The sequence below is a fragment of the Catenuloplanes japonicus genome (genome assembly GCF_000717135.1).
GTDB classification, from domain to species: domain Bacteria; phylum Actinomycetota; class Actinomycetes; order Mycobacteriales; family Micromonosporaceae; genus Catenuloplanes; species Catenuloplanes japonicus.
The window spans coordinates 74115-95308 of record NZ_JNXY01000041.1; the positions used below are offsets into that span (position 1 = coordinate 74115).

The following is a 21194-nucleotide window of genomic DNA, read 5'->3' on the forward strand; positions in this document are numbered from 1 at the left end:
GTGACCGTCCGGCCGATATGCAGGGTGTGTCCTCGATCTGGCGGTGGTACCTCGGCCTGAGCGTCGCCGGCGCGGCCGCCTACCTCGTGCTGCCGTCCGAACCGGCGCAGGCGGTCTTCGGCGCGCTCTACCAGGCCGTGGTCGTGTGCGCCGTCGTCATCGGCGTCCACCGGCACCGGCCCGCGATCCGCTGGCCGTGGTACCTGATGGCCGGCAAGGTCGCGCTCTTCGCCGCCGGCGACGTCGGCTACTGGCTCCAGACCATCGTCTACCGGCGCGACGTGTTCCCGTCGATCGCGGACGGGTTCTACATCGCCTGCAACGTGCTGGTGATCGCCGCGCTGATCGGCTTCGTCCACGCGCGCCAGGCCCGGCACGACGTGGCCGTGCTGCTCGACGCCGCGATCCTCTCCACCGGCGCGGCCATGCTGGCCTGGCTGTACGTGATCGGCCCGACCGCGCAGGTCGCGGACGTGTCGATGCTGGGCCGGGTCGTCTCGCTCTCCTACCCGATCTTCGACCTGCTCGCGCTGGGGCTGCTGGTCCGGCTCACGCTCGGACCGGGGCGGCACCCGCCCGCGTACCACCTGCTCACCACCGCCGTCGTCGTGCTGCTGGTCGCCGACGTGGTCTACTCGCTGCAGGAGCTGGACGGGTTGTACGTCATCGGCGGCGTGCTCGACCTCGGCTGGCTGCTCACCAACGCGCTGCTCGCCGCCGCCGCACTGCACCCCACCATGTCCGCCGTCTCCCAGCCGCCTTCCGCCTCCGCCCCTGCCGGCGTGCTCATCGGCCGGGGCCGCCTGCTCGCGCTCGCCGCCGCCAGCCTCACCGCGCCGCTCGTGCTGACCATCGAATGGCTGCGCGGCGGCCCGCTCGACGTGCCGATCGTGGTGGCCGGCTGCGTCGTCCTCTTCCTGCTGGTCATGGCACGTCTCCAGGGTGTCGTGGAACTGCTGGCCCAGGCGCTGGACACCGCCGAGTCCCAGGCCGGCACCGACCAGCTGACCGGCCTCGCCAACCGCCGCCTCTTCCACACCCGCTGGCAGGGCGCGCTGACGGACGGCCCGACCGCGCTCCTCTACGTCGACCTCGACGGCTTCAAAACGATCAACGACACTCACGGCCACGAGGCCGGCGACGCCGTGCTCGAGACCGTGGCCACCCGCATCCGCGGCGCCGTCCGTACCGGCGACCTGGTGGCCCGTCTCGGCGGCGACGAGTTCGCCGTCATCCTCCCCGGTGCTCCGGACGACCAGGCGTCAGCCGTGGCCGCCCGTATCGTGACCGCGGTCGCCGCGCCGATCATGACGGCCGCGGGCCCGGTCACGGTCGGCGCCAGCATCGGCATCATCACGGCCCCGCACGGCGCGGACCCCGACACCGAGATCAAGAGAGCCGACGCGGCGATGTACGCGGCCAAGGCTGACGGGCGCGGCTGCTTCCACCGCGGCTGAGCCGTCACAGGCGGTCGTCGAGGAAGCCGGCCGCGCTGGATCAAACGTCGTCTCCCAGCACATCGCGCACCCGGCTGCCGGGCGAGGGCGAGAGGTTCTCCGACAGTTCCGTGAGCTTCGCGAGGTCGTCCGGTTGCGCCTGACCGCGGATGGCCAGCCGTTCGAGTCTGGTCAGGGCCGCCCGCAGCTCATCGATCCGCGCGGAGTACGGGGAGCCCAAACCGAAGAGGTCGGTGAGAACGGCGTCGTCGCCGCTGCCGTTCACGACGCGCCGGAACAGTTCCTCGCCGGCGACGCGGGGCGGGAAGCGATCCGCCGGGCCGGGGAGCTGGATCAGGCTGCCGGGCGACGCGCTCTGACAGATGTAAGGGCTGTGGCTGGTGACGATGAACTGCATGAAAGGAAAATGCTCCAGTAGCCACGGGACGATTCGCTTCTGCCAGGAAATGTGCAGGTGGACGTCGATCTCATCGATCAGCACCACCCCGCGTGCGGTGATGAAGGGGCGACCGTCGCCAGCCCATTCGATTCCATCCTCGAAGCAGTTGTTCATCTGCCGCACGATGTCCGTGACGAGGGCAGTGATCGTGCGGTACCCGTCGCTCATTTCGTCGATGCGGGCGGGCGAGCCGGATCCTCTGGTGATCCACAAGCCGTCCGGATCTACCCGGTCGACCACATGGCCCTCCGGAAGCAGTCCGTCGTTCAGGAGACTGATCACGCGTTCCTCCAGCTCGGCGTGGCCGGAGCGCCCGGAACGGGCACGATAGTTGACCTGCTGAAGCCACTGCACGGTCTCGGCCAGCGAGGCCTCCTCACGGAACAATGTGGCGAAACGCGCCGTGGTCCAGTCTCCGGTCATCAGCCGAGCGACCTCGCCGCTCGCCCCGGCCAGGCGCCGGAACGGGCCGTATCCTGCGGCGAACCAGCCGGTCGGCTTCGCCGACCATAATGACCGCGCAGCCATGACCGCTTCGAGTCCGTGGTGGGTATCGGCCCGAGGCCGTGCTCGTGCACCCTCGGTCCGTTCCCACTTCAACGCGGCCGGGAAGATCTCCGCGGGCTGGTACGTGTGTCGTTCGAGCTCATCGAAGTCCCGGGCCCGCGTGATGTCGGCGCTGACCGTCGCCTCTGCCAGACCGTGACTGATCCAGTCACGGTCGCCCTCGGTCAAGCTGTTCGCCACCTCCGGACCGGCGAGCGCGGTCGCGGCGGCGCGAAGCAGCGTGGTCTTTCCAGAACCGTTGCGGCCGGTAATGACGCTGAATCCTCGGTAGCGATCGGCAGGGACGTCATTGCCGCTCTCCCGCGCGAAGCTGAGGTCGACAGCGTGCGAACCGTGGAAGCCTCGCACCCCTTGAATGCGTAGGCGATGTAGGTACACCGAACACGTCCTCCATCGATTCCCCGTTTCCATCGCGGTCTCGATATCGCTGGGACTCGCGGTCAGGTACGTGCGCCATCGCCTAGGCGATCTCGTCCCTCGCCTGACCTGCTCTCGCCTGACCTGCCTTCGTTTGGCCAGGCAGAGAGCTGCCTACGTTCTCACCGAGTCTTCAGGCTCGCGGTGAATGTGCGGAACGCGGACCTGCTCACGACCAGCGCCGGTCCGGCCGGATCCTTGCTGTCACGGATACCGACAACCGTCGTCAGGTTACCGGCGACCTCGACGCAGTTGCCGCCGCTGGAACCGCTGCGGCCACTCTTGCGCCAGATCGCGCCGGTCAGGTCGGTCATCACACTGTCTCCTTGATAATTGTGCTGATCAGATCGTCGGAGGCGTTCCGATCCAGGGCCAGACGATCGAGCTCGAGCCAGACCCGCTCGAAAGCAGCCACCTCCTGCGGCTTGTCGAGATACAACGCGCCGGTCAGGCCCTCGCTGTATACCGTCGTCGGCTCGGGTGGGCGTGGTCCCAGGCGAGGAAAGTCGAGAATCACGAACGCGCCGCTCTCGTTCGCCAGGTGCAGGCCGGCGAGGCGAGGCAGGATGCGGACGCTGATGCCCGGCTTCGTGGACATGTTGACGAGATGGGCAAGCTGTCGACACCACTCGTCGGAGCCATGAATCGGTCTGAGCAGCACCGTTTCATCGAGAAAGATCTCCAGAGCCGGCGGGGGCGGCGCGCTGCGGGTCAGCAGCCTCTGCCGGGTCAGACGTGCCCGTACCCTTTCGGCCAAGGCCTCCGGGCCGACGTTCGGATCTACACTCAGGATGGCCTGGGCGTACGCCTCGGTTTGCAGCAGACCGGGAATCAGTGCGGGCTCGAACTGACGTAGTCGGCTGGCCGCGCCTTCCATGCCGACGTACAGCTCGAACCACGCCGGAACGGCGTCACCGTAGGCATGCCACCAGCCTTTGACCTTCGTCTCGCCGGATAGCGCGACGATCACCTCGGTCAGGTCGGCGGAGACCTGATAGAGGGAGCACAGCTTCTCGGCCTCGATCTGGCGGACCGGAGCCTCGCCGTTCTCCATCCGGTAGAGCTTGTTGCGGCCGACCTCGATGGTCCGCACCGCCGTTTCCACCGGCACCCCAGCAGCCTCGCGTGCCTGCTTGAGCAGCCGCCCGACCTGTCGTCGAGGGACTGACGAGCCGCCTTCCGTCACCGCTTACCTCCCAGCTCAGAGTATCGCCCGGAGGTCTAAACGAGACATCGGGCGAGGGTTGACCGAGACATCCCCGGATCGCCTGCTGAAACAGGGGAAAATTAAAAAGGGGAATCCCTGTTTGGGTTGTTGCTGGCAGCGTAGCGGTGGCGCAAGGCTGCTCTCGGTGCCGCCCACGTCGCTGAGAGGTGATCTTCGGCGTGGGCGTGCGAACTTCTCAGTGGGGAGTGGCGAGTGATGCCCATGCTGCAATCGCGTAAGCCCGGAATGGGGCGGCCGATCCCTCCTCCGCTGAAGGTGGGCGACACCCTGCTGCTGGTCCCGGTAGACGTCTATGACCCGCCGATGTGGTGGGAACCGAAGTCCCGCCGGGTCGCGGAGGTCACGCACGTCTCCGTCGATCCCGCCCGATTCCCGGCTCTGGAGTGGCTCGGACTTGGCGTCAGGGAGATCGACCCGGAGACCGGTGACGAGGCCGGGAGCGACATCTGGCTCCTGGTCGACGTGACTCGGCTCGCCGGTGCGCTGTTTCCGGCTCCTAGGCGGGGTGACACGGCGTGACGTTCGCGTTCGAGGGCGAGCGGCTCGGTGATCTGCTCCCCGCCACGCTCCGGCATCAGCACGACGAGAGCTGGGAGTGCAAGCAGGGCTGCGGTGAGTGGCCGTGTATCGCCTACCGCGTTTCCATCCGCGGTGACTACGCGAATGATCGTGCTGCTCTCTGCGTGCTCATGGCCGCGTACATGCTCGATTTTTTGAGCGTGCGCGGTGGTGATGCGGAGGCCGCCAGTGATCGGTTCATGCGTTGGTGCCGGGAATCCGGTCGCCCCGCCATCCGTGCTCAGGTGGGATGAGTGGTCAGGCGCGGGCGCCGCCGTCGACCGGGAGGATGGCGCCGGTGATGAAGGAGGCGCGGTCGCTGAGGAGCCAGGCGGCGGCTTCGGCGATTTCGGAGGGGGCGGCCTGGCGGCGGAGCGGGGTGTGGGCGACCAGGGTGTCGACCAGGCCGGACGTGTGGGTCTGCCAGGTGTCGATCATGTCGGTGCGGGTGTTGCCGGGGGCGATGGCGTTGATGCGGATGTTCTCGGGGCCGTACGTCACGGCGGCGGACTCGGTCAGGCTGTTCACGGCGCGTTTCATCGCGCCGTAGGCGGGGAGGGCCGGGTTGCCGCGCAGGCTCCCGATGCTCGAATTGTTGACGATCGCGCCCGCGCCCGCCGTCGCCCGGATCGCCGCGATCTGGGCGGACACGGCCACCCACACGGCGCGCAGGTTGACCGCGTAGAGCAGGTCGAAGTCGTCGTCCGGGACCTGGTCGAGCGGGGTCGGCGGGGTGAACGCGGCGCCGTTGTTGAAGGCCACGTCGAGGCGGCCGTAGTCGGTCACGGCCCGGTCCACGGCGGCGCGCACGGACGCGGGGGAAGACAGGTCGCACACCACATAGGACGCGGTCCCGCCGGAGGCGCGGATCGAGTCGGTCACGGCGGCGAGATCGGCGGCGGTACGGGCGGCCAGCAGCACCCTGGCCCCCTCGCGGGCGAACAGCCGGGCCGCGGCCGCGCCGATGCCCCGGCTCGCGCCGCTGACGAAGGCCACCTTGTCACGAAGCAGTTCTGTCATGCGGCAAGCCTGTTCCGGCCGGTGGGTGCCATCCAGGTACAGGTCGTACCTGGCTACCGGCCACGACCGGCGCACACTGAGAGCATGGATCGGGACGAGCTGGCGGAGTTCCTGCGCACCAGGCGGGAGCGGATCGCGCCGGCCGACGTCGGGCTGCCGGCCGGGCGGCGCCGCCGGACGGCGGGGCTGCGGCGGGAGGAGGCGGCGCAGCTGGCGTACATCTCCACCGAGTACTACACGCGGCTCGAGCAGGCGCGCGGGTCGCGGCCGTCGCGGGAGGTGCTGGCGGGGCTGGCCAGGGCGCTGCGGCTCACCGATACCGAGCGTGACCACCTGCACCGGCTGGCCGGCGTGGCGCCCGCGCCGCCGCACCAGCCGTCGCGTGAGGTGCGGCAGAGCCTGCGCGACCTGATCCACCGGCTGCCGCACGCGGCCGCGACCGTGATCTCCGCCAGTCACGAGATCGTGGCGTGGAATCCGCTGGCGGCGGCGCTGATGGAAGACTTCTCGGCCACGCCGCGCCGGGATCGCAACCTGGTCCGCCGCGTGTTCCTCGGCCCGCACCGCGACGGGCAGCGCCTGTGGGGTGTCTCGGACGCGGACGATTTCGCGCGGGCGTCGGCGCAGCGGCTGCGGTCGGCGGCGGCACGTTACCCGGACGATCCGGAGCTGGCGGCGCTGGTCCGGGAGCTGCGGGCGGGGAGTACGGCGTTCCGGGAGCTGTGGGACACGCACGACGTGCGCGACGAGCCGACGCGGCGCAAGACGTTCGCGCATCCGGTGGTCGGGCCGGTCACGGTCGACTGCGACGTGCTGGACATCGCGGACCGGGACCAGCGGCTGGTGATCTACACGGCGTCGCCGGGCTCGCCGGACGAGGAGGCGCTGCGGCTGCTCGCGGTCGTCGGCACCCAGCGGCTGGATCTTCCGCGCTGACACCCGTACACCCAAAAGCTTTTGATATGCCTGGTGTGGTCTCGCATCACACGCCGAGGCCGGGGCGGCAGCGGGCTCCCTGCCACATCCGCGGGCGCACGGTCAAACGTAAACCTTGAGCGACTGCTTAAATGGGTCTACTCTGATGTTTGAGCGACCGCTCAAACAAGAGGGGAGACGTCATGGACGAACAGTGGACGCTGGGCGGGGCGAGGCCGGCGGCGCTGGTGGGGCGGCTGGTGGCGACCATGCTCGGCATCGGCGTCATCGGTGGGAGTGCGCTGGTCGGACTGACGCTGCTCTTCGCGGCGTCGGACGTCGTGCCCATTGCGCGGGTCCTCGCGATCGGCGCACCCGCGGTCCTGCTGGTGCTGATCGTCTGGCGGCTCGCCGGGCGCGCGCCGGGGCCGAGCGGCCGGTGGCTGACGGTGAGCGCGGCCGTGGGGCCGGCGCTGATCGGGATCGCGCAGGCCTGGCCGCTGTTCAGTGAGGACTTCGACGTGCGATACGTTCCGGGCGGCGTGCTGGTCGTGGTGCTCTACGGCACGATGTTCGGCGTGATCGCCGCGCTCGCCGCGGCGGTGGCCGTCATCCCGGTGGTGCTGCTGGTGCGGCTGGTCCCGGCGCGGATCGGGTCGTCCGCCGTGCGGATCGCGCTCGTAGCCGCCGCCATGGTGATGCCCGTGGTGATCCCGCTGCTGCTCTTCGACGGCATGGCCGAGCCGCTCGCGCTCGGCATGACCAGTGCGGTCGTCGGCGTCGCCGCGATCCTCGCCTCGCGGTGGACCCTGACCGGATCACGGTCGATTCATTAACAGAGATATTCGAATCTGGGCATTTACTGATGGCCGGAGCGGTGGAAGCGTATAGCCGCATGACACGGAAAGCTGCGCTTGTCACAGCGCTCATAGCGGCGATGGTCGGTGCGTCGGCGACACCGGCGAGCGCCGCGGCGCCGGCCCCGAGGTTCGCGCACCTCGCGCCCGGGGCCCAGCCGACGCTCGTCGAGAAGGTCCCGGTCAACGTCGTCTTCCTCGGTTACGACCGGCAGGAGGTCAACCAGGCGCAGTTCACCAGCGGGCTGGCCAAGACCTACGTGCCGGAGGTCCGGTCCCGGCAGTGGTACGGCGAGCGGGAGAAGCTGGGCATCACCTACGCCTACGACTACAAGATCTCCTATGCGGACCGCGGCTACGAGGACGCGTTCTTCAAGAAGCTGTCCGGCCTGGCCACGCCGGCGCCGCTGACCGCGTACCAGGAGGCCTACAACGCCCAGGAGAAGAACGTCCTGGACGTCACGGAGAACAACTACATCGACGGGCCGAGCGTGGAGAAGTACCTCGCGTACAACCCGCCGCGCGGCGTCGACACCCGGCGCAACACGATCTTCCTGATCAACTGGTACGGCCGGGCCGACTTCAAGTTCCACCTCTACCGCAAGACGGGCGAGCCCGACCCGGACACCGGCTACGACTTCGGGGCGAACCGGGACAGCCGCAAGATGATGGCCTGGGGCGGCACCACCGCGGACGACGAGGAGACCGGCCTGGGCAGCACGCGCCGGGTCTGGTTCGCCGACCTGTCCGCCGGCCCGGAGGCGAACATGGCCAACTACATCGTCGACCAGCTGGACGTGGACGGCGACGACTATCCGGACTACCGCATGCCGACCGCGTGGGAGTACACCGCCGGTGGTTTCCGTGCGCCGTCCGCGCTCGCCGGTGACCTGGCCAAACTCACCCGGTACGTGGCGCTGGACCTGCTGATGACCACGTCGCCGCTCTACCCGGTCGAGCTGCCGACCACCACCGGCGTGCCGAAGAGCATCAACGTGGACAGCAACACGTACGAGGGCTGGCCCGGCGTGGACGCGTCCGCGCAGTACATCAAGCCGGACCTGCTGGTGAAGGAGCTGTCCGAGCTGCGCTGGCGCAACCGGCTCGACTACGACAACCAGGACATCGCCTGGGACGCGCGCAACACCGCCTGCTTCACCGGCCAGTTCGTGACCGGCGAGACCTGCTACGAGGACCAGACGCTGCCGTCCGGGGCGAACCTGTTCCTCTACAACGACGAGTTCATCGCGCGGACCAAGGACGACGCCGGCAAGGTCGACTACGAGCTGCCACTGATCAACTACGTCTACACGGACGAGAACGCGGGCACGCCGCTCGGCTACGCGGACGACAACTGGGCCGACGGCACGCAGAGCTACGTCTTCTCGTTCCTGTCGCCGGGCATCGTGGCGGCCGGCTACGGCCTGACCACCACGCAGATCCACGAGGCCGGCCACCACCTCGGCATGTCGCACCCGCACGACGGCTGGGACAGCGAGTCGGCCACGGACATCGGCCCGAGCGGCGACTTCTACTTCGCCTGGGTCGGCGACGAGAGCAACTCGATGATGAGCTACATCGACGTGAACTGGGACTTCAGCCAGTTCGACCGGGACAACAGCGACCGGTTCCTGACCGCGGCCTACAACGAGGCCGCGAACGCGCTGGCCGCGAACGTGCTCGCCGACCCGGACGCGCGCAGGGCCACCGCGGACCTGTACGCCGCGGACCTCGCGCTCGGCCTGGCCAAGAAGGCGTTCGCGAACCACGAGTACCGGGCCGCGTACACGTTCGCGGAGGAGGGCTACCACGCGGTGGTCCGCGCCGCGAAGAAGGCCGGCGTCGACCCGAACGCGGTGGCGTCCGCCATGCGCGCCGAGGCCGAGCAGGCCCGCATCTCCGGCAAGGCCGACGACCCGCACGAGTTCATCGACACGCTGGAGCCGGGCTCGGGCCCGCGTTCCCTGCCGTGATCAGCGCCCGCCCGGTGGATCCGTCCGGGTCCGCCGGGCGGGTTCCTACAGCCAGTCGTGCTCGCGGGCGTACCGGGCGGCTTCGTGACGGGTCTGGGTCTGGGTCTTCTGCATGGCGCTGGAGAGGTAGTTGCGGACCGTGCCCTGGGCCAGATGCAGGCGGGCGGCGATGTCGGCCACGGAGTAGCCCTCGCCGGTGACGCGCAGGACGTCCAGCTCGCGGTCGGTGAGCGGGCAGTCGTCGATGACGGCGAGCGCGGAGACGTCCGGGTCGATCCAGCGGCGGCCGCTGTGCAGGGTGGCGATCACGGTGGCGATGTGGGCGGGCTCGGCGGACTTGGTGACGAAACCCTGGACGCCGAGCTTCAGCGCCTTGCGCAGCACGCCGGGACGGGCGTGCCGGGTGAGCATCAGGATGACCTGGCCGGGGCGGTCGCGGCGGATCTGGGCGACGGCGCCGAGGCCGTCGGTGCCGGGCATCTCCAGGTCGATGACGAGCACGTCGGGGCTGTGCTTGAGCGTGGCGCGGACCGCCGTGTCACCGTCCTCCGCCTCGGCCAGCACCTCGATGTCGCCCTCCATCGGCAGCAGCGCGGCCATCGCCTTGCGCAGCAACGCCTCGTCGTCCGCCAGCACCACGGTCGTCACCGCGCACCGCCGGAAACCCGCGCACCGCCGGAAACCCGCGCACTGCCGGAAACCCGCGCATCAGCGGAAGGCGGCGAATCGGCAGAGATCACGGGGAAGGCGGCCGCGGTCGTGAAACTCCCGTCACGCTGCTCCACCGTCAGCTCACCGTCCTCGTCCGCCAGCCGTTGCCGCAGCGTGGAGAGGCCGCGCAGTTCAGGATCCGAGGTCGCCCGCGCCCCGTCGTTGACGATCGTGATGCCCGCCCCGGACAGCGTGATCCGGACCTCCGTCGCCTGCGCGTGCCGGAGGATGTTCGTGGTCGTCTCGCGCAGTACCTGGCCGAGCAGCTCGCTGACCTGCGTGCCCGGCTCCGCGGCGCGCTCGACCACGACCCGGATGCCGGCCGCCTCGAACAGGTTCCGCGCGTTCTCCAGTTCGGCGGACAGGTTGAGGCGGCGCTGCGCGTACGCCAGCTCCTTGGTCTGCGTGATCGTCTCCGCGACCAGCGCGTGGATCTCGCGCAGCTCCTCCTCGGCACGCGCCGGATCGGCCCGGACCAGCCGCTGGGCGAGCGCGACCTTCAGCTTGACCACGTGCAGCGTGTGGCCCTGGATGTCGTGCAGGTCGCCGGCGAACCGGACCCGTTCGCGCGTCACGGCCAGCTCCGCCTCGCGCTCGCGCGCCTCCTCCAGCTCCGCGACCACGTCGTAGAAGCCCTTGTTCGGGAACATGAAGCCGGCCATCACCAGCGTGACGCCGGTCGGGACCAGGATGTAGGCGATGAGCAGGTCGGACACGTCCCACGGCGCGACCAGCAGCCGCAGTGCGCCGACCCCGCCCACGTAGCCGATCATCGCGGCCGCGGCCGGGATCCGCAGGCGGGGCAGCATCGGCACCACGTGCGCGGCGACGATCGCGAAGCCGTAGTAGCCGCTGGGGCTGTCCAGCACGAGCACGGCCGGCGGCCAGACCGCGGCGGTGAGGATCATCGTGGGTACCGCGACGCGGGTCAGGTCGTGGGCGGCCCACCGCTCGAACGCCAGCACCGCGAGCAGCAGGTTGCCGATCAGGATCAGCGTCTGCCACCAGCTGGACGCGTCCATCGCCACCTGGAGCGCACCGGCCGCGATGATCACCGGGATGCCGGTGGAGAGGTTCAGCGCGCGCAGCTGCTTCTGCGCGTCCGTCCGGCGGGTTCTCATCGGACCAGTATTTCCGCTGGTCGAGCACTGCGGCAGTGACACCACGTCATGTCTTTCCGGTGACACCGTCGCACTGCCCGGCCCGGCCGGGAACGGCTGGAATCTACGGCATGGTCATCGCAGTCGAGAACCTGAACGTCCGCTACGGCGACTTCCACGCCGTCAAGGATCTGTCCTTCCGCGTCGAGTCCGGGGAGCTGTACGCGCTGCTCGGCACGAACGGCGCCGGCAAGACCACCACGCTGGAGATCATCGAGGGGCACCGCGAGCCGACGTCCGGCACCGTGCGCGTGTTCGGCGAGAGCCCGCGGAACCGGGACACGGTCCGGCCGCGGATGGGCATCATGCTGCAGGAGAGCGGCTTCTCCCCGGACCTGACCGTGGCCGAGTCGGTGCGCCTGATCGGCCGGCTGACCCGCCGGGACGACACGGTCGCCCGCGTGCTGGACGTGGTCGAGCTGACCCGCAAGGCCGGCACGAAGGTCGCCCAGCTCTCCGGCGGCGAGAAACGGCGGCTGGACTTCGCGACCGCGATCTGGGGCGGCCCGGAGCTGATCTTCCTGGACGAGCCGACCACCGGCCTGGACATCCAGTCCCGCGACGACCTGTGGGGCGCGGTCGACCGGCTGCGCGAGAACGGCTCCACCATCGTGCTCACCACGCACTACCTGGAGGAGGCGCAGCAGCGCGCGGACCGGATCGGCCTGATGCACAAGGGCGTCTTCCACCGCGAGGGAACGGTCGCCGAGCTGACCCGCACGCTCCCTCGATGATCACATTCACGCTGCCGTCGTACGCCCCGGCGCTCCCCATCCCGGCCAGGCGCCACGGCGACCGGTGGCTGGTCGAGTCCACGAACCTGCCCAAGGACCTCTACCACCTGCTCGGCTGGGCCTACGACAACGGCGTCGAGCTGCGTGACCTGGAGGCCGGCCCGACCCGCCTGGACGACGTCTTCCGCGCCATCGAGTCCTGAGGGGACCCCGCCATGCTCGCCATCGCACGCAGCGAACTCATCCAGATCTTCCGCAACCGCCTCATCCTGGTCACCAGCATGATCATGCCGGCCGCGATCAGCGCGTTCTTCGTCTACCGGCACGAGGTCTTCGCCCAGCTCGGCAGCATCGGCTACATCGCGGCCGTGGTGCTGTTCACGATCACCGCGGTCGGCCTGTACGCCAGCACCGTCACCACGCTGGCGTCGCGCCGGCAGAACCTGTTCCTCAAGCGGCTGCGCTCGACCGCGGCCGGCGACATCGGCATCATCGCCGGCCTGCTGCTGCCTGCCACGCTCATCGCGGTGGTCCAGGTCGGCGCGATCCTCACCGTGCTGGCCGTGGTCGCGGCCGCGCCGGTGCACGTTGCGCTGGTGGTCGCGGGCGTGCTGGCCAGCGTCGCCATGATGATCGGCCTGGCGCTGGCCACGGCCGGCCTGACGAACTCGCCGGAGCACGCGCAGGTCACCACGCTCCCGGTGATGCTCGGCGTGATCGGCATCGCCAGCTGGGTCGGCATCTCCGGCACCGAGGAGCTGACGCTGCTCAAGCGCCTGCTGCCGGGCGGCGCGGCCACCGAGCTGATCACCGCGGCCTGGAACGGCGGCACGCCGGCGAGCGAGTCGCTGATCCTGCTGGCGCCCACGATCGCCTGGGTCATCGTCGCGATCGCGCTGGCCACCCGGATGTTCCGCTGGGAGCCCCGCCGCTGAGCTCCAGCAGCACCATCGCGTCCTCGGACGGCGACCCCGGCTCGGCGCTGAACATGATCAGCGTCTGGCCGGGGTCCGAGGCCAGCGGCGTGCTCTCGAACGGCAGCTCCAGCGCGCCGACCAGCGGATGGTGGAATCGCCGCACACCGCTGGTCCGCACGTGCACGTCGTGCCGTTCCCAGCGTGCCCGGAACTCCGCGCTGCCCGCACACAGCGCCTCGGCCAGCGCGGTCAGCCCGCGGTCGCACGGGTTCCGGCCGGACTCCGCGCGCAGGCCGTTGACGTAGTCGTCCGCGACCTCGTCCCAGTCCGGCCAGTAGGTGCGCGCGGCCGGGTCCAGGAACACGAACCGGGCCGGGCGGTGCAGCGCGCGGCCCAGCGTGTTCGCACCGACCAGGTCCCACCGCCCGTCGATCACCATCGCGGCCGTGCCGGTCATCGAGTCGACGATTCGCTGCACCGGCGGGCGCAGCACCGGCGCGGCCGTGATCAGCCGGCACGGCCGGACCCCGCCGGCGGACTGCAGCAGCGCGCGCAGGTGGGCGCGCTCCGGCTCGTCCAGCCGCAGCGCACGGCCGATGTTCTCCAGCACGGTCTCGGACACGCCGCGCGCGTCGCCGCGCTCCAGCCGGATGTAGTACTCCACGCTGATCCCGGCCAGCGCGGCGACCTCCTCGCGACGCAGGCCCTTGACCCGGCGGTGACCGCGGATCGGCGGCAGCCCGGCCTGCTCCGGCGTGACCGCGGCCCGGCGTGTGGACAGGAAGTCGCGAATCGTCCGGCGCAACTGCGCCCGTACCTGCGGCCCGTCTCCCATGGTCGGCAACAGTACGTCGGTGCGACGCCACCGGTGGAGTCACTCGCAGTACCCCCTTCGCGGGCTCTGGAGCGCACGATGCCCGGAACGGTCTGCTGGGGGCATGCAGAACAAGATCGGTTCCGGCTTCGGCCGGCACAGCACCACGGACGACGTCCTGACCGGCCTGGACCTGACCGGGCGGACCGCGATCGTCACCGGCGGCTACTCCGGCGTCGGGCTGGCGATCACGCAGGCGCTGGCCGGAGCCGGTGCGGCCGTGGTCGTGCCCGCGCGGCGGTTGCCGACGGCCCAGGAAGCGGTGGCCGGCATTCCGCGCGTCACCGTCGCCGCGCTCGACCTCGGCGTCCAGGAGAGCGTGACCGCGTTCGCGGACGCGTTCCTCGCCACCGGACGACGACTCGACCTGATCATCGCCTCGGCCGGGATCATGGCAGCGCCGCTCGCCCGTACCCCCGAGGGCTGGGAATCGCATTTCGCCGTCAACCACCTCGGGCATTTCACGCTGGTCAACCGGCTGGCACCGGCACTCCGCGACGGCGCCAGGGTCGTGTCGCTCAGCTCCAACGGCCACTACCACAGCGGCATCCGGTGGGAAGACCCGCAATTCCTCCAGGGGTACGACAAATGGGCCGCCTACGGCCAGTCGAAGTCCGCGAACGGACTGTTCGCGGTGCACCTCAACAGCCTCGGCATCCAGGCGTTCGCCGCGCACCCCGGCGTGATCGACTCGTCCCAGCTGGCCCGCCACCTGCCGGTCGAGGAGATGATCGCGATGGGCTGGCTGAACGAGGACGGCACCCCGCCCGCCGGCTGGGCGTTCAAGACCCCGTCGCAGGGCGCCGCGACCGCGGTGTGGGCGTCCACCTCGCCGGCGCTGGACGGACTGGGCGGCCTCTACCTGGAGGACGTGGAGGTCGCGGAGGTCACCACCACGTTCGACTTCCAGTCCGGCGGCGTCATGCCGCACGCGGTCGACCCGGAGCAGGCGGCCCGGCTGTGGGACCTGTCGGCGAAGCTCACCGGCGTGGACACCATCCGGTCTCGTTCGACACGCTGAGTGATGCTTGTGTTGCGGAGTGGCGTGTGGTCCGCTTCCTTCAGTGAAGGGAGCACCGACATGTGCACCGAGCAATGCCTGCGTCACGCCGCCGCGCACCCCGTCGTCTCCCGCCGGGGTGCGCTGGCCGGCCTCGCCGCCGCCGGAGCGCTGCTCGCGGCCCCGGCGCCCGCCCGGGCCGCGCCGCATCGGACCGTCCGGGACCTGACGCACCCGTTCACCACCACGTTCCCCACGTTCGCGGACGGTGAGGAGGCGCGGCGCGGCCCCTACAAGTCGATCGAGACCGACGGCTACTACATGCAGGAATGGCGCATCGTCGAGCACACCGGCACCCACGTCGACGCGCCGAACCACTTCGTCAAGGGCGGCCGCGCCGTCACCGACCTCACGCCGGACGAACTGGTCCTGCCCGCCGCCGTGATCAGCATCGCCCGCCGCGCCGCCCACGACCCGGACGCGGTGCTCACCGTCGCCGACCTCGCCGCCCACGAGCGCGAACACGGCCGCATCCCGCCCGGCGCGGCCGTACTGCTGCACACCGGCTGGGACCGGCGTGCCGGCTCCGCGCCCCGCTACCGCAACCCGGACGGCGCCGGCGTCATGCACTTCCCCGGCTTCGGCGCGGACGCCTGCGAGTGGCTGCTCACCAAGCGCCGCATCCGCAGCCTCGGCATCGACACGCTCAGCCTCGACCCGGGCGAGTCCGCCGACTACCCGGTGCACTTCATGCTGCTCGGCGCGGACCGCTACGGCCTGGAGAACCTGCGCGGCCTGGACACGATGCCGCCGCACGGCGCCACGCTGGTCGTCGGCGTGACCCCGTGGGAGGAGGGCTCCGGCGGCCCGGCCCGGGTGCTCGCGCTGGCTTGACGGGCCGCTGACCGGCGATCACCGGAGGCGCGGCGGGATCCGCTTGGCGTTTAGGCTGCCTCGCGTGACGACGTTGCGCGGGCAGTGGCCGGTGGTGCTGCTCCTCGGCGTGCTGATCGCCGGTGACCTGGAGACCGCGCGCGGCATCTCGGTCGGCGGGCAGCTGTGGGCGGTGCCGGGCGCGCTGGCACTCGCCGCGCTCACCTTCGCGGCCACGACCAGGGCGCGCGCCGCCTCGCTCGCCGCGTCCGCGGTCGTGGTGCTCTCGTCCGTGCTGCTGTGGGCGCTCGGCGCGATCACGATCGCCGGGCTGCCGCTGCTGTCCAGCGAGATCGCCGCACTGATGGCGATCAACGTGGCCGTGGTCCGTCAGCTGCCGCCGGGCGGGACCGCGCGCCTGGTCGTGGTGCAGGTCGCCGCGATCGGGACCGCCGGACTGCTCCGGCCGACCACCGGGGCGGACGCGCCGGTCAGCGAGATGCTGCCGACGGTCGCGGTCCTGCTGCTGGCCTCGATCATGGGCGGCTGGTACCTGCGTGGCCGCGACCAGGAGCGACGCCACCGTACCGAGGAGGCCGTGCTGGCGGCGCAGCGCCGTGAGCGGATCGACCTGGCCCGCGAACTGCACGACGTGGTCGCGCACCACATCGGCGGCGTGGTGGTGCAGGCGCAGGCGGCCCAGGCCGTGGCCTCGGCGGACAGCGGGGCCGCGGCCCGGGTGCTGCCGGTCATCGAACGCGCCGGCACGGACGCGCTCGCCTCGATGCGCCGGATGGTCGCCACGCTCCGTGATGACGAGGCGGGGCCGTCGGCGCTCGCCCCCGCCGACGACCTGACGGCAGCGTTGCACCAGCTGGCCGCGTCGCCGGGGACTCCGGTCACACTGACGCTCGACCTGCCCACCCCGGTGCCGCCGGAGATCGCGACGTCCGTGCTGCGCGTGACGCAGGAGTCGGTGACGAATGCGCGCCGCCACGCGTCCGGTGCGCGAGAGATCGCCGTAACGATAAGCAACAAAAACGGAAAAATCGCGATAAGGGTACGGGACGACGGCCGGCCCGGCGGCGTCCCGAAGACCTACGGCGGCGGCTACGGCCTGGTCGGCATGCGCGAGCGCGTCGCCCTGCTCGGCGGCACCCTCTCCGCCGGCCGGACCCCCGCCGGCGGCTGGGAGGTCACCGCCGATCTGCCCCTCGACGCCCTGCCCGGCGGCCCGTCGCGCAACGCACCCGTGCGTCGTGATCCCGGAGCGCCAGGCTCCTCCCCGCGCCGGGTGTCCGACAGCGGCGTGGATGTCGCCGCCGACGCGCCCGTCGACGGCACACCCGGCGGATCGTCGCGCGGTACGCCCACGCCCCGCGCCGTGGCCACCCGCGAGCCTGGGACGCCCGCGTACCGCGTCCCCGCCGACGAGGCCCGGTGACCGCGCTGCGGGTCCTGCTCGCCGACGACCAGGAGCTGATCCGGGCCGGTTTCCGGATGATCCTCGAGGCGCAGCCGGACATCACCGTCGTGGCCGAGGCCGCGGACGGCCGTACCGCGCTCGCCGACGCCCGCCGCCTGCGCCCCGACGTGTGCGTACTCGACGTGCGCATGCCCGGCCTCGACGGCATCGAGGTCACCCGCCTGCTGGCCGGCCCGGACGTCGCCGACCCGATCCCGGTCGTCGTGATCACCATGTTCGACGTGGACGAGTACGTTGACGCCGCGCTGCGCAACGGCGCGTCCGGCTTCCTGCTGAAGGACTGCGGCGCCGGCCTGCTGATCGAAGCCGTGCACGCGGCCGTCCGCGGCGACGCGCTGATCGCGCCCCAGATCACGGTCCGCCTGCTCCAGCACTTCCGTCAGTCCCGGCCCGCGCCCGCCACCGCCGACCTCACCGACCGGGAGCGCGAGGTGGTCCGCGCGGTCGCCCAGGGCCGCACCAACCACGAGATCGCCGCCGACCTCTTCGTCGCCGTCACCACGGTCCGCACCCACCTCGCCGCGGCCCAGGCCAAACTCGGCGTCCGCAACCGCGTCGAGGTCGCCTCCTGGGCCTGGCGCTCAGGCCTCGCCGACCACCATCCGTGATCCCGCTCGGCGCCCGACCGGCGACAGGCACGAGTCCATCCGTTCCACCCGTCGTTTCGCGGACCGCCAGGCAGTTGACCCGCAGCTGGGCGCCAGCACACCAGGTGAGACCGCGGTCGACTTCCGCACCCCACTATCTACCGAAATTTCGGGCGCGCAGCGTCCATTCGATCCGCCGTGATCCGCAGGCAATACGGCCACCAGAGCAGCGGTGCAGCAAAGGGCAAACACCCACCCGGCGACGGGCGTCAGGCTGGCCCAAGATCCTTGCATACACCACGGTTGTTATTCGGCCCGAATAACAACCGTGGTGTATGCAAGGATCTTGAATCGCCTTTCTGGCCGCCTGTCACGCGGGTGTTTTGTCTTTTATGCGCAAGCACCCACAGAGGTGGCAGCCAGGCCGTGCGAAACCCAGCCACCCACGGATCCGGGCCCAGCGCAGCTGACAGTGCTTTGGAACCGGGGCGCTCCCGCCGGAGGCAAACCGCCACCGGACCACCCAACGCAACCAATACTGAGCCTTCGGCGTCAGGGTGAGGACGCCGTGACCCCTCGGGCTGCTATTTCACGAAATTTCGGGCACGAAGTGCCCGCTTGATCGCGACGGGTCCGGACCTCGACGCCGAAAGCTCAATAACACGAAATATCGGGCGCGGCAGCGCCCGCGCCCGAGTCCGTGGCCCGCGCCCGAGTCCGTGGCCCGCGCCCGAGTCCGTGGCCCGCGTCCGAGTCCGTGGCCCGCGTCCGAGTCCGTGGCCCGCGTCCGAGTCCGTGGCCCGCGTCCGAGTCCGTGGCCCCCGAACCAGGGTCGATGCGCTCGATGCGCTGCGGGGCTTCGCGCTCTGCGGCATTCTCCTGGTCAACATTCCGTGGCAGATCATCACCGTGCACATGGAATACGGCTCGCCCGGCGCCAGGCTGCTGGAGCTGACCGTGCACGGCCGTTTCTTCCCGATCTTCAGTTTCCTGTTCGGCGTGAGTTTCGCGTTGTTTCTCGACTCCGCCGCAAACCGCACCGCATACCCGCGTCTCATCCTGCTTCGTCGATTGGCCGCGCTCGCGCTGGTCGGGCTCGCGCACGTGGTGTTGCATCCCGGAGAAGCGCTGCTCCCGTACGCCGTCATCGGGATCGTCGTTCTTCTGCCCGCCTCCTGGCTGCCCCGGCCGATCGTGCTCGTGCTCGCGGGGCTGGCGCTGGCCGGCGGGGTGATGGTCGGCGGCGGGGTGCTGCTCATCCCGGGGCTGTTCCTGATCGGGCTGGCCGCGGTCCGCTACGGCGTGATCGACACGCTCGCGCAGCGCCGTGCGCAGCTCGCGATCCTGTGCGGCGTCTCCACGCTCGGCGCGGTGGCGGCGACGGTCTGGCAGTACAGGATGCCGGCCGACGACGTCGCGGCCACGACCGCCGGTCTGATCGGCGCGATCGCCTACGGCACGGCGCTGCTGCTCTTCCTGCGTACCAGGCCCGGCGCCGGAGCGCAGCGGGTGCTGGCACCGCTGGGCCGGATGGCGCTCACCAACTACCTGAGTGCCACACTGATCGCGGCCGTGGCCGGGCCGCTGATCGGGCTGACCGGCTCCGCGCATTACGGCCGGATGGCGTTGCTCGCGCTTGCGATCCTGGTCGTGCAGGCGGTGGCGAGCCGCTACTGGCTGGCCCGACACCGTTACGGCCCGGCCGAATGGCTGTGGCGGGCCGTGACCTGGTGGTCTATCCCGCGGAGGGAGTCGGAGAAGCCGGCGGATCCCCGGCCGACGGCGCGATGAACTCCGGGTGGGCGGTGAGGAACGTGCCGAGTGTGCCCTCCTGGGCGGCCTTCAGCATCTCCAGCGACAGCGGGCTCAGGTCCTCGAACGAGGTGTTGTTGATGATGCGCGTGTTGACCACGCCGGAGTTCGTCTTGATCAGTGTCAGGTCGTTCGAGGTCACGTTCCGGAACGTGAAGAGGTAGTCGATGATCGGGGTGCCGCGGGTGTCCAGGATGAACGCGTCGCCCGCGGACTCGACCACCTTGTTCAGCTTGCCGAGGTCGGTCAGCACGCCGGTGGACGTCGCCTGCGTGACGATCGCCTTGATCAGCTGCTGCTGGTGGCGCTGGCGGTCGTAGTCGCCGTTCGGCAGGCTCTTGCGGATGCGTGCGTAGTCCAGCGCCTCGGTGGAGGTCATCTTCCGGCACCCGGTCTTGTGCACGAACGGAGTGACGCCGGGCTGGAGCTGGATGCCGCCCCACTCGGAGTACCACCCCTGCACCAGCTTGCCGTCCTTGTCCACGCCCAGGTGCGCGGACTCGGCCTCCTGGTCGACGCACATGTCCACGCCGCCGAGCGCGTGGATGACGCTGGAGAAGCCCTCGAAGTCGATGATCGCGGCACCGTTGAACTTGATGCCGGTCGCCTTGTTGATCGTGGTGGACAGCAGGTCCATGCCCCGGCCGAGCTTCTCCAGGTGGGTGCCCTCACCCTCGTACCCTGCGGAGAAGGCGGTGTTGATCTTGTCGCTGATCCCCGGGAAACCGTTCTTCTCGTAGGCCGGGATGTCGACCAGCCAGTCACGCGGCAGCGAGATCAGGTAGGCCTGATCGTGCGACTCCGGGATGTGCAGGACGATGATCGTGTCCGACCGGACCGAATCGCCGTCGCTCCCGCCACCGTCGCCGCGCGCGTCGATGCCGACCAGCAGCAGGTTGACCGCGCCCTCGATGTTGTTGCCCTGCGGCCCCTCGGCCGCGCTGGCCTCGCCCTCGAGCAGCGTGGTCTGCGTGATCGAATTCGTTGCCTTGCTGACCAGCACATGTGCGCCGATCACCACGCCCCCGCTCGCCACCACCAGCACCACGGCAACCACGAGGACGATGCGCGCCCAGATCGGGAACCTACGACGCTCGCTCGCCACCGCGATACCTCTCCTCTGCCGGCACGTTCAGGCCGACGTGTACTGGTGTTTCCCTCTAGACAGTTGTAGAAGCCGCCAGGAGCCTACGAGGACGTCCAATGCGACGCAGCTCACACCGGCCGTTGCCGCATTTGTCGATTCATTCGGCAAAGTCCCCGATTCACGGCGAATTTCGTAAAACAAATATTCCCGCTTCCAGCGTGGTCCAGCCCGTTTGCTCCCGCTGGCGCTCTGCTTCCCTGGGGCCCGAGCCCCAGACCCCACGATCATGATTTTCCCGCTTCCAGCGTGGTCCAGCAGCGCCGCTCCCGCGGGCCAACCTCCGGCGAGCCGAAGACTCCGCTGGCAGTAAGTATTGGTGGTGGGTCCCGTGCCGGTGGGTTTGACTCGTCCGCTGGCTGACTGCGGGTCTTTGAGCGATCTGTCGGCTGTGCCGGCACGGGGCCCGTGGGGTGCACGTGCCGGTGTGGGCGGGTGGTGACTTTATAGGAGCCTGGCTAGAGG

At 70.3% G+C, this 21194-nt stretch carries 22 protein-coding genes; 14 read left to right on the plus strand and 8 right to left on the minus strand.

All coding sequences use genetic code 11. The features are described 5' to 3' along the window. The first annotated feature begins 26 nt into the window (after positions 1-26). Entirely contained in the window at positions 27-1457 is a 1431-nt protein-coding gene (locus OP04_RS56625; RefSeq protein ID WP_033345895.1) for a GGDEF domain-containing protein, read from the plus strand. Between the two features lie 40 nt (positions 1458-1497). On the opposite strand, the gene OP04_RS43535 is transcribed toward OP04_RS56625, so the two are convergent. The 3 genes from OP04_RS43535 to OP04_RS43545 all read right to left on the minus strand — a co-directional run bounded on the left by OP04_RS43535 (position 1498) and on the right by OP04_RS43545 (position 4066). After that, the gene (locus OP04_RS43535) at positions 1498-2874 is read right to left on the minus strand and encodes an AAA family ATPase (protein WP_085067249.1); all 1377 of its coding nucleotides are present in this window, start codon (positions 2872-2874) and stop codon (positions 1498-1500) included. Positions 2875-3002: 128 nt separating this feature from the next. Next, positions 3003-3194 carry a DUF397 domain-containing protein gene (locus OP04_RS43540; protein WP_033345897.1) on the minus strand — a complete coding sequence of 64 codons (192 nt, stop codon included), beginning with the start codon at positions 3192-3194 and terminating at the stop codon, positions 3003-3005. After that, the gene (locus OP04_RS43545) at positions 3194-4066 is read right to left on the minus strand and encodes a helix-turn-helix domain-containing protein (RefSeq protein ID WP_033345898.1); all 873 of its coding nucleotides are present in this window, start codon (positions 4064-4066) and stop codon (positions 3194-3196) included. Before OP04_RS43545 ends, OP04_RS43540 begins: the two co-directional genes overlap by 1 nt. A gap of 297 nt (positions 4067-4363) precedes the next feature. Between OP04_RS43545 and OP04_RS43550 the strand changes: the two genes are divergently transcribed. Both OP04_RS43550 and OP04_RS43555 read left to right on the plus strand, forming a co-directional pair. Beyond that, entirely contained in the window at positions 4364-4627 is a 264-nt protein-coding gene (locus tag OP04_RS43550; RefSeq protein WP_157241141.1) for a hypothetical protein, read from the plus strand. Beyond that, on the plus strand, positions 4624-4920 hold the full coding sequence (locus tag OP04_RS43555) for a hypothetical protein (RefSeq protein WP_033345900.1): 297 nt from the start codon (positions 4624-4626) through the stop codon (positions 4918-4920). Before OP04_RS43550 ends, OP04_RS43555 begins: the two co-directional genes overlap by 4 nt. A 4-nt stretch (positions 4921-4924) precedes the next feature. Here the strand turns inward: OP04_RS43555 and OP04_RS43560 are convergent, their stop codons facing one another. Next, positions 4925-5686 carry an SDR family NAD(P)-dependent oxidoreductase gene (locus OP04_RS43560; RefSeq protein WP_033345901.1) on the minus strand — a complete coding sequence of 254 codons (762 nt, stop codon included), beginning with the start codon at positions 5684-5686 and terminating at the stop codon, positions 4925-4927. An 84-nt stretch (positions 5687-5770) separates the two neighbouring features. Between OP04_RS43560 and OP04_RS43565 the strand changes: the two genes are divergently transcribed. The 3 genes from OP04_RS43565 to OP04_RS43580 all read left to right on the plus strand — a co-directional run bounded on the left by OP04_RS43565 (position 5771) and on the right by OP04_RS43580 (position 9431). Further along, positions 5771-6622, plus strand: coding sequence for a helix-turn-helix transcriptional regulator (locus OP04_RS43565; RefSeq protein ID WP_033345902.1), 852 nt, complete (start codon positions 5771-5773; stop codon positions 6620-6622). Positions 6623-6804: 182 nt separating this feature from the next. Then, positions 6805-7437 (plus strand): hypothetical protein, encoded by a 633-nt coding sequence (locus OP04_RS54150; RefSeq protein WP_051799970.1) that lies wholly within the window; start codon positions 6805-6807, stop codon positions 7435-7437. A gap of 101 nt (positions 7438-7538) precedes the next feature. Continuing rightward, a complete protein-coding gene (locus tag OP04_RS43580; RefSeq protein ID WP_033345905.1) occupies positions 7539-9431 on the plus strand; it encodes a zinc metalloprotease in 1893 nt (630 codons plus the stop codon). Between the two features lie 45 nt (positions 9432-9476). On the opposite strand, the gene OP04_RS43585 is transcribed toward OP04_RS43580, so the two are convergent. Next, positions 9477-10079, minus strand: coding sequence for a response regulator transcription factor (locus tag OP04_RS43585; RefSeq protein WP_033345906.1), 603 nt, complete (start codon positions 10077-10079; stop codon positions 9477-9479). Next, positions 10076-11263, minus strand: a complete 1188-nt coding sequence (locus tag OP04_RS43590; RefSeq protein WP_063746878.1) for a sensor histidine kinase — start codon at positions 11261-11263, stop codon at positions 10076-10078. The genes OP04_RS43585 and OP04_RS43590 overlap by 4 nt, the downstream gene beginning before the upstream one ends. Before the next feature lie 110 nt (positions 11264-11373). On the opposite strand from OP04_RS43590, the gene OP04_RS48845 reads away from it, so the two are divergent. Genes OP04_RS48845 through OP04_RS43600 form a run of 3 tightly spaced genes read left to right on the plus strand, consistent with a single transcriptional unit; the run spans position 11374 to position 12971 of the window. Then, positions 11374-12036 (plus strand): ABC transporter ATP-binding protein, encoded by a 663-nt coding sequence (locus tag OP04_RS48845; RefSeq protein ID WP_198154203.1) that lies wholly within the window; start codon positions 11374-11376, stop codon positions 12034-12036. Then, positions 12033-12239, plus strand: coding sequence for a hypothetical protein (locus OP04_RS55090; RefSeq protein WP_198154205.1), 207 nt, complete (start codon positions 12033-12035; stop codon positions 12237-12239). Before OP04_RS48845 ends, OP04_RS55090 begins: the two co-directional genes overlap by 4 nt. Positions 12240-12251: 12 nt before the next feature. Next, entirely contained in the window at positions 12252-12971 is a 720-nt protein-coding gene (locus OP04_RS43600) for an ABC transporter permease (RefSeq protein ID WP_033345907.1), read from the plus strand. Here the strand turns inward: OP04_RS43600 and OP04_RS43605 are convergent. Beyond that, the gene (locus OP04_RS43605) at positions 12916-13788 is read right to left on the minus strand and encodes a helix-turn-helix domain-containing protein (protein ID WP_051799971.1); all 873 of its coding nucleotides are present in this window, start codon (positions 13786-13788) and stop codon (positions 12916-12918) included. The two genes, OP04_RS43600 and OP04_RS43605, sit on opposite strands and share 56 nt — an antisense overlap. A gap of 103 nt (positions 13789-13891) precedes the next feature. Here OP04_RS43605 and OP04_RS43610 point away from each other — a divergent pair, with 103 nt between their 5' ends. The 5 genes from OP04_RS43610 (at position 13892) to OP04_RS43630 (ending at position 19564) form a co-directional block, all read left to right on the plus strand. Beyond that, entirely contained in the window at positions 13892-14848 is a 957-nt protein-coding gene (locus tag OP04_RS43610) for an oxidoreductase (RefSeq protein ID WP_033345908.1), read from the plus strand. A 60-nt stretch (positions 14849-14908) separates the two neighbouring features. Further along, positions 14909-15721 (plus strand): cyclase family protein, encoded by an 813-nt coding sequence (locus OP04_RS43615; protein ID WP_033345909.1) that lies wholly within the window; start codon positions 14909-14911, stop codon positions 15719-15721. A 64-nt stretch (positions 15722-15785) separates the two neighbouring features. Continuing rightward, positions 15786-17144 carry a sensor histidine kinase gene (locus tag OP04_RS43620; RefSeq protein ID WP_051799972.1) on the plus strand — a complete coding sequence of 453 codons (1359 nt, stop codon included), beginning with the start codon at positions 15786-15788 and terminating at the stop codon, positions 17142-17144. Then, positions 17141-17794 carry a response regulator gene (locus OP04_RS43625; protein ID WP_269746742.1) on the plus strand — a complete coding sequence of 218 codons (654 nt, stop codon included), beginning with the start codon at positions 17141-17143 and terminating at the stop codon, positions 17792-17794. Before OP04_RS43620 ends, OP04_RS43625 begins: the two co-directional genes overlap by 4 nt. A 774-nt stretch (positions 17795-18568) precedes the next feature. Further along, on the plus strand, positions 18569-19564 hold the full coding sequence (locus tag OP04_RS43630) for a DUF418 domain-containing protein (protein WP_033345910.1): 996 nt from the start codon (positions 18569-18571) through the stop codon (positions 19562-19564). On the opposite strand, the gene OP04_RS43635 is transcribed toward OP04_RS43630, so the two are convergent. Next, positions 19509-20690 (minus strand): LCP family protein, encoded by a 1182-nt coding sequence (locus OP04_RS43635; protein ID WP_063746879.1) that lies wholly within the window; start codon positions 20688-20690, stop codon positions 19509-19511. The genes OP04_RS43630 and OP04_RS43635 overlap by 56 nt on opposite strands. Between the last annotated feature and the right edge of the window lie 504 nt (positions 20691-21194).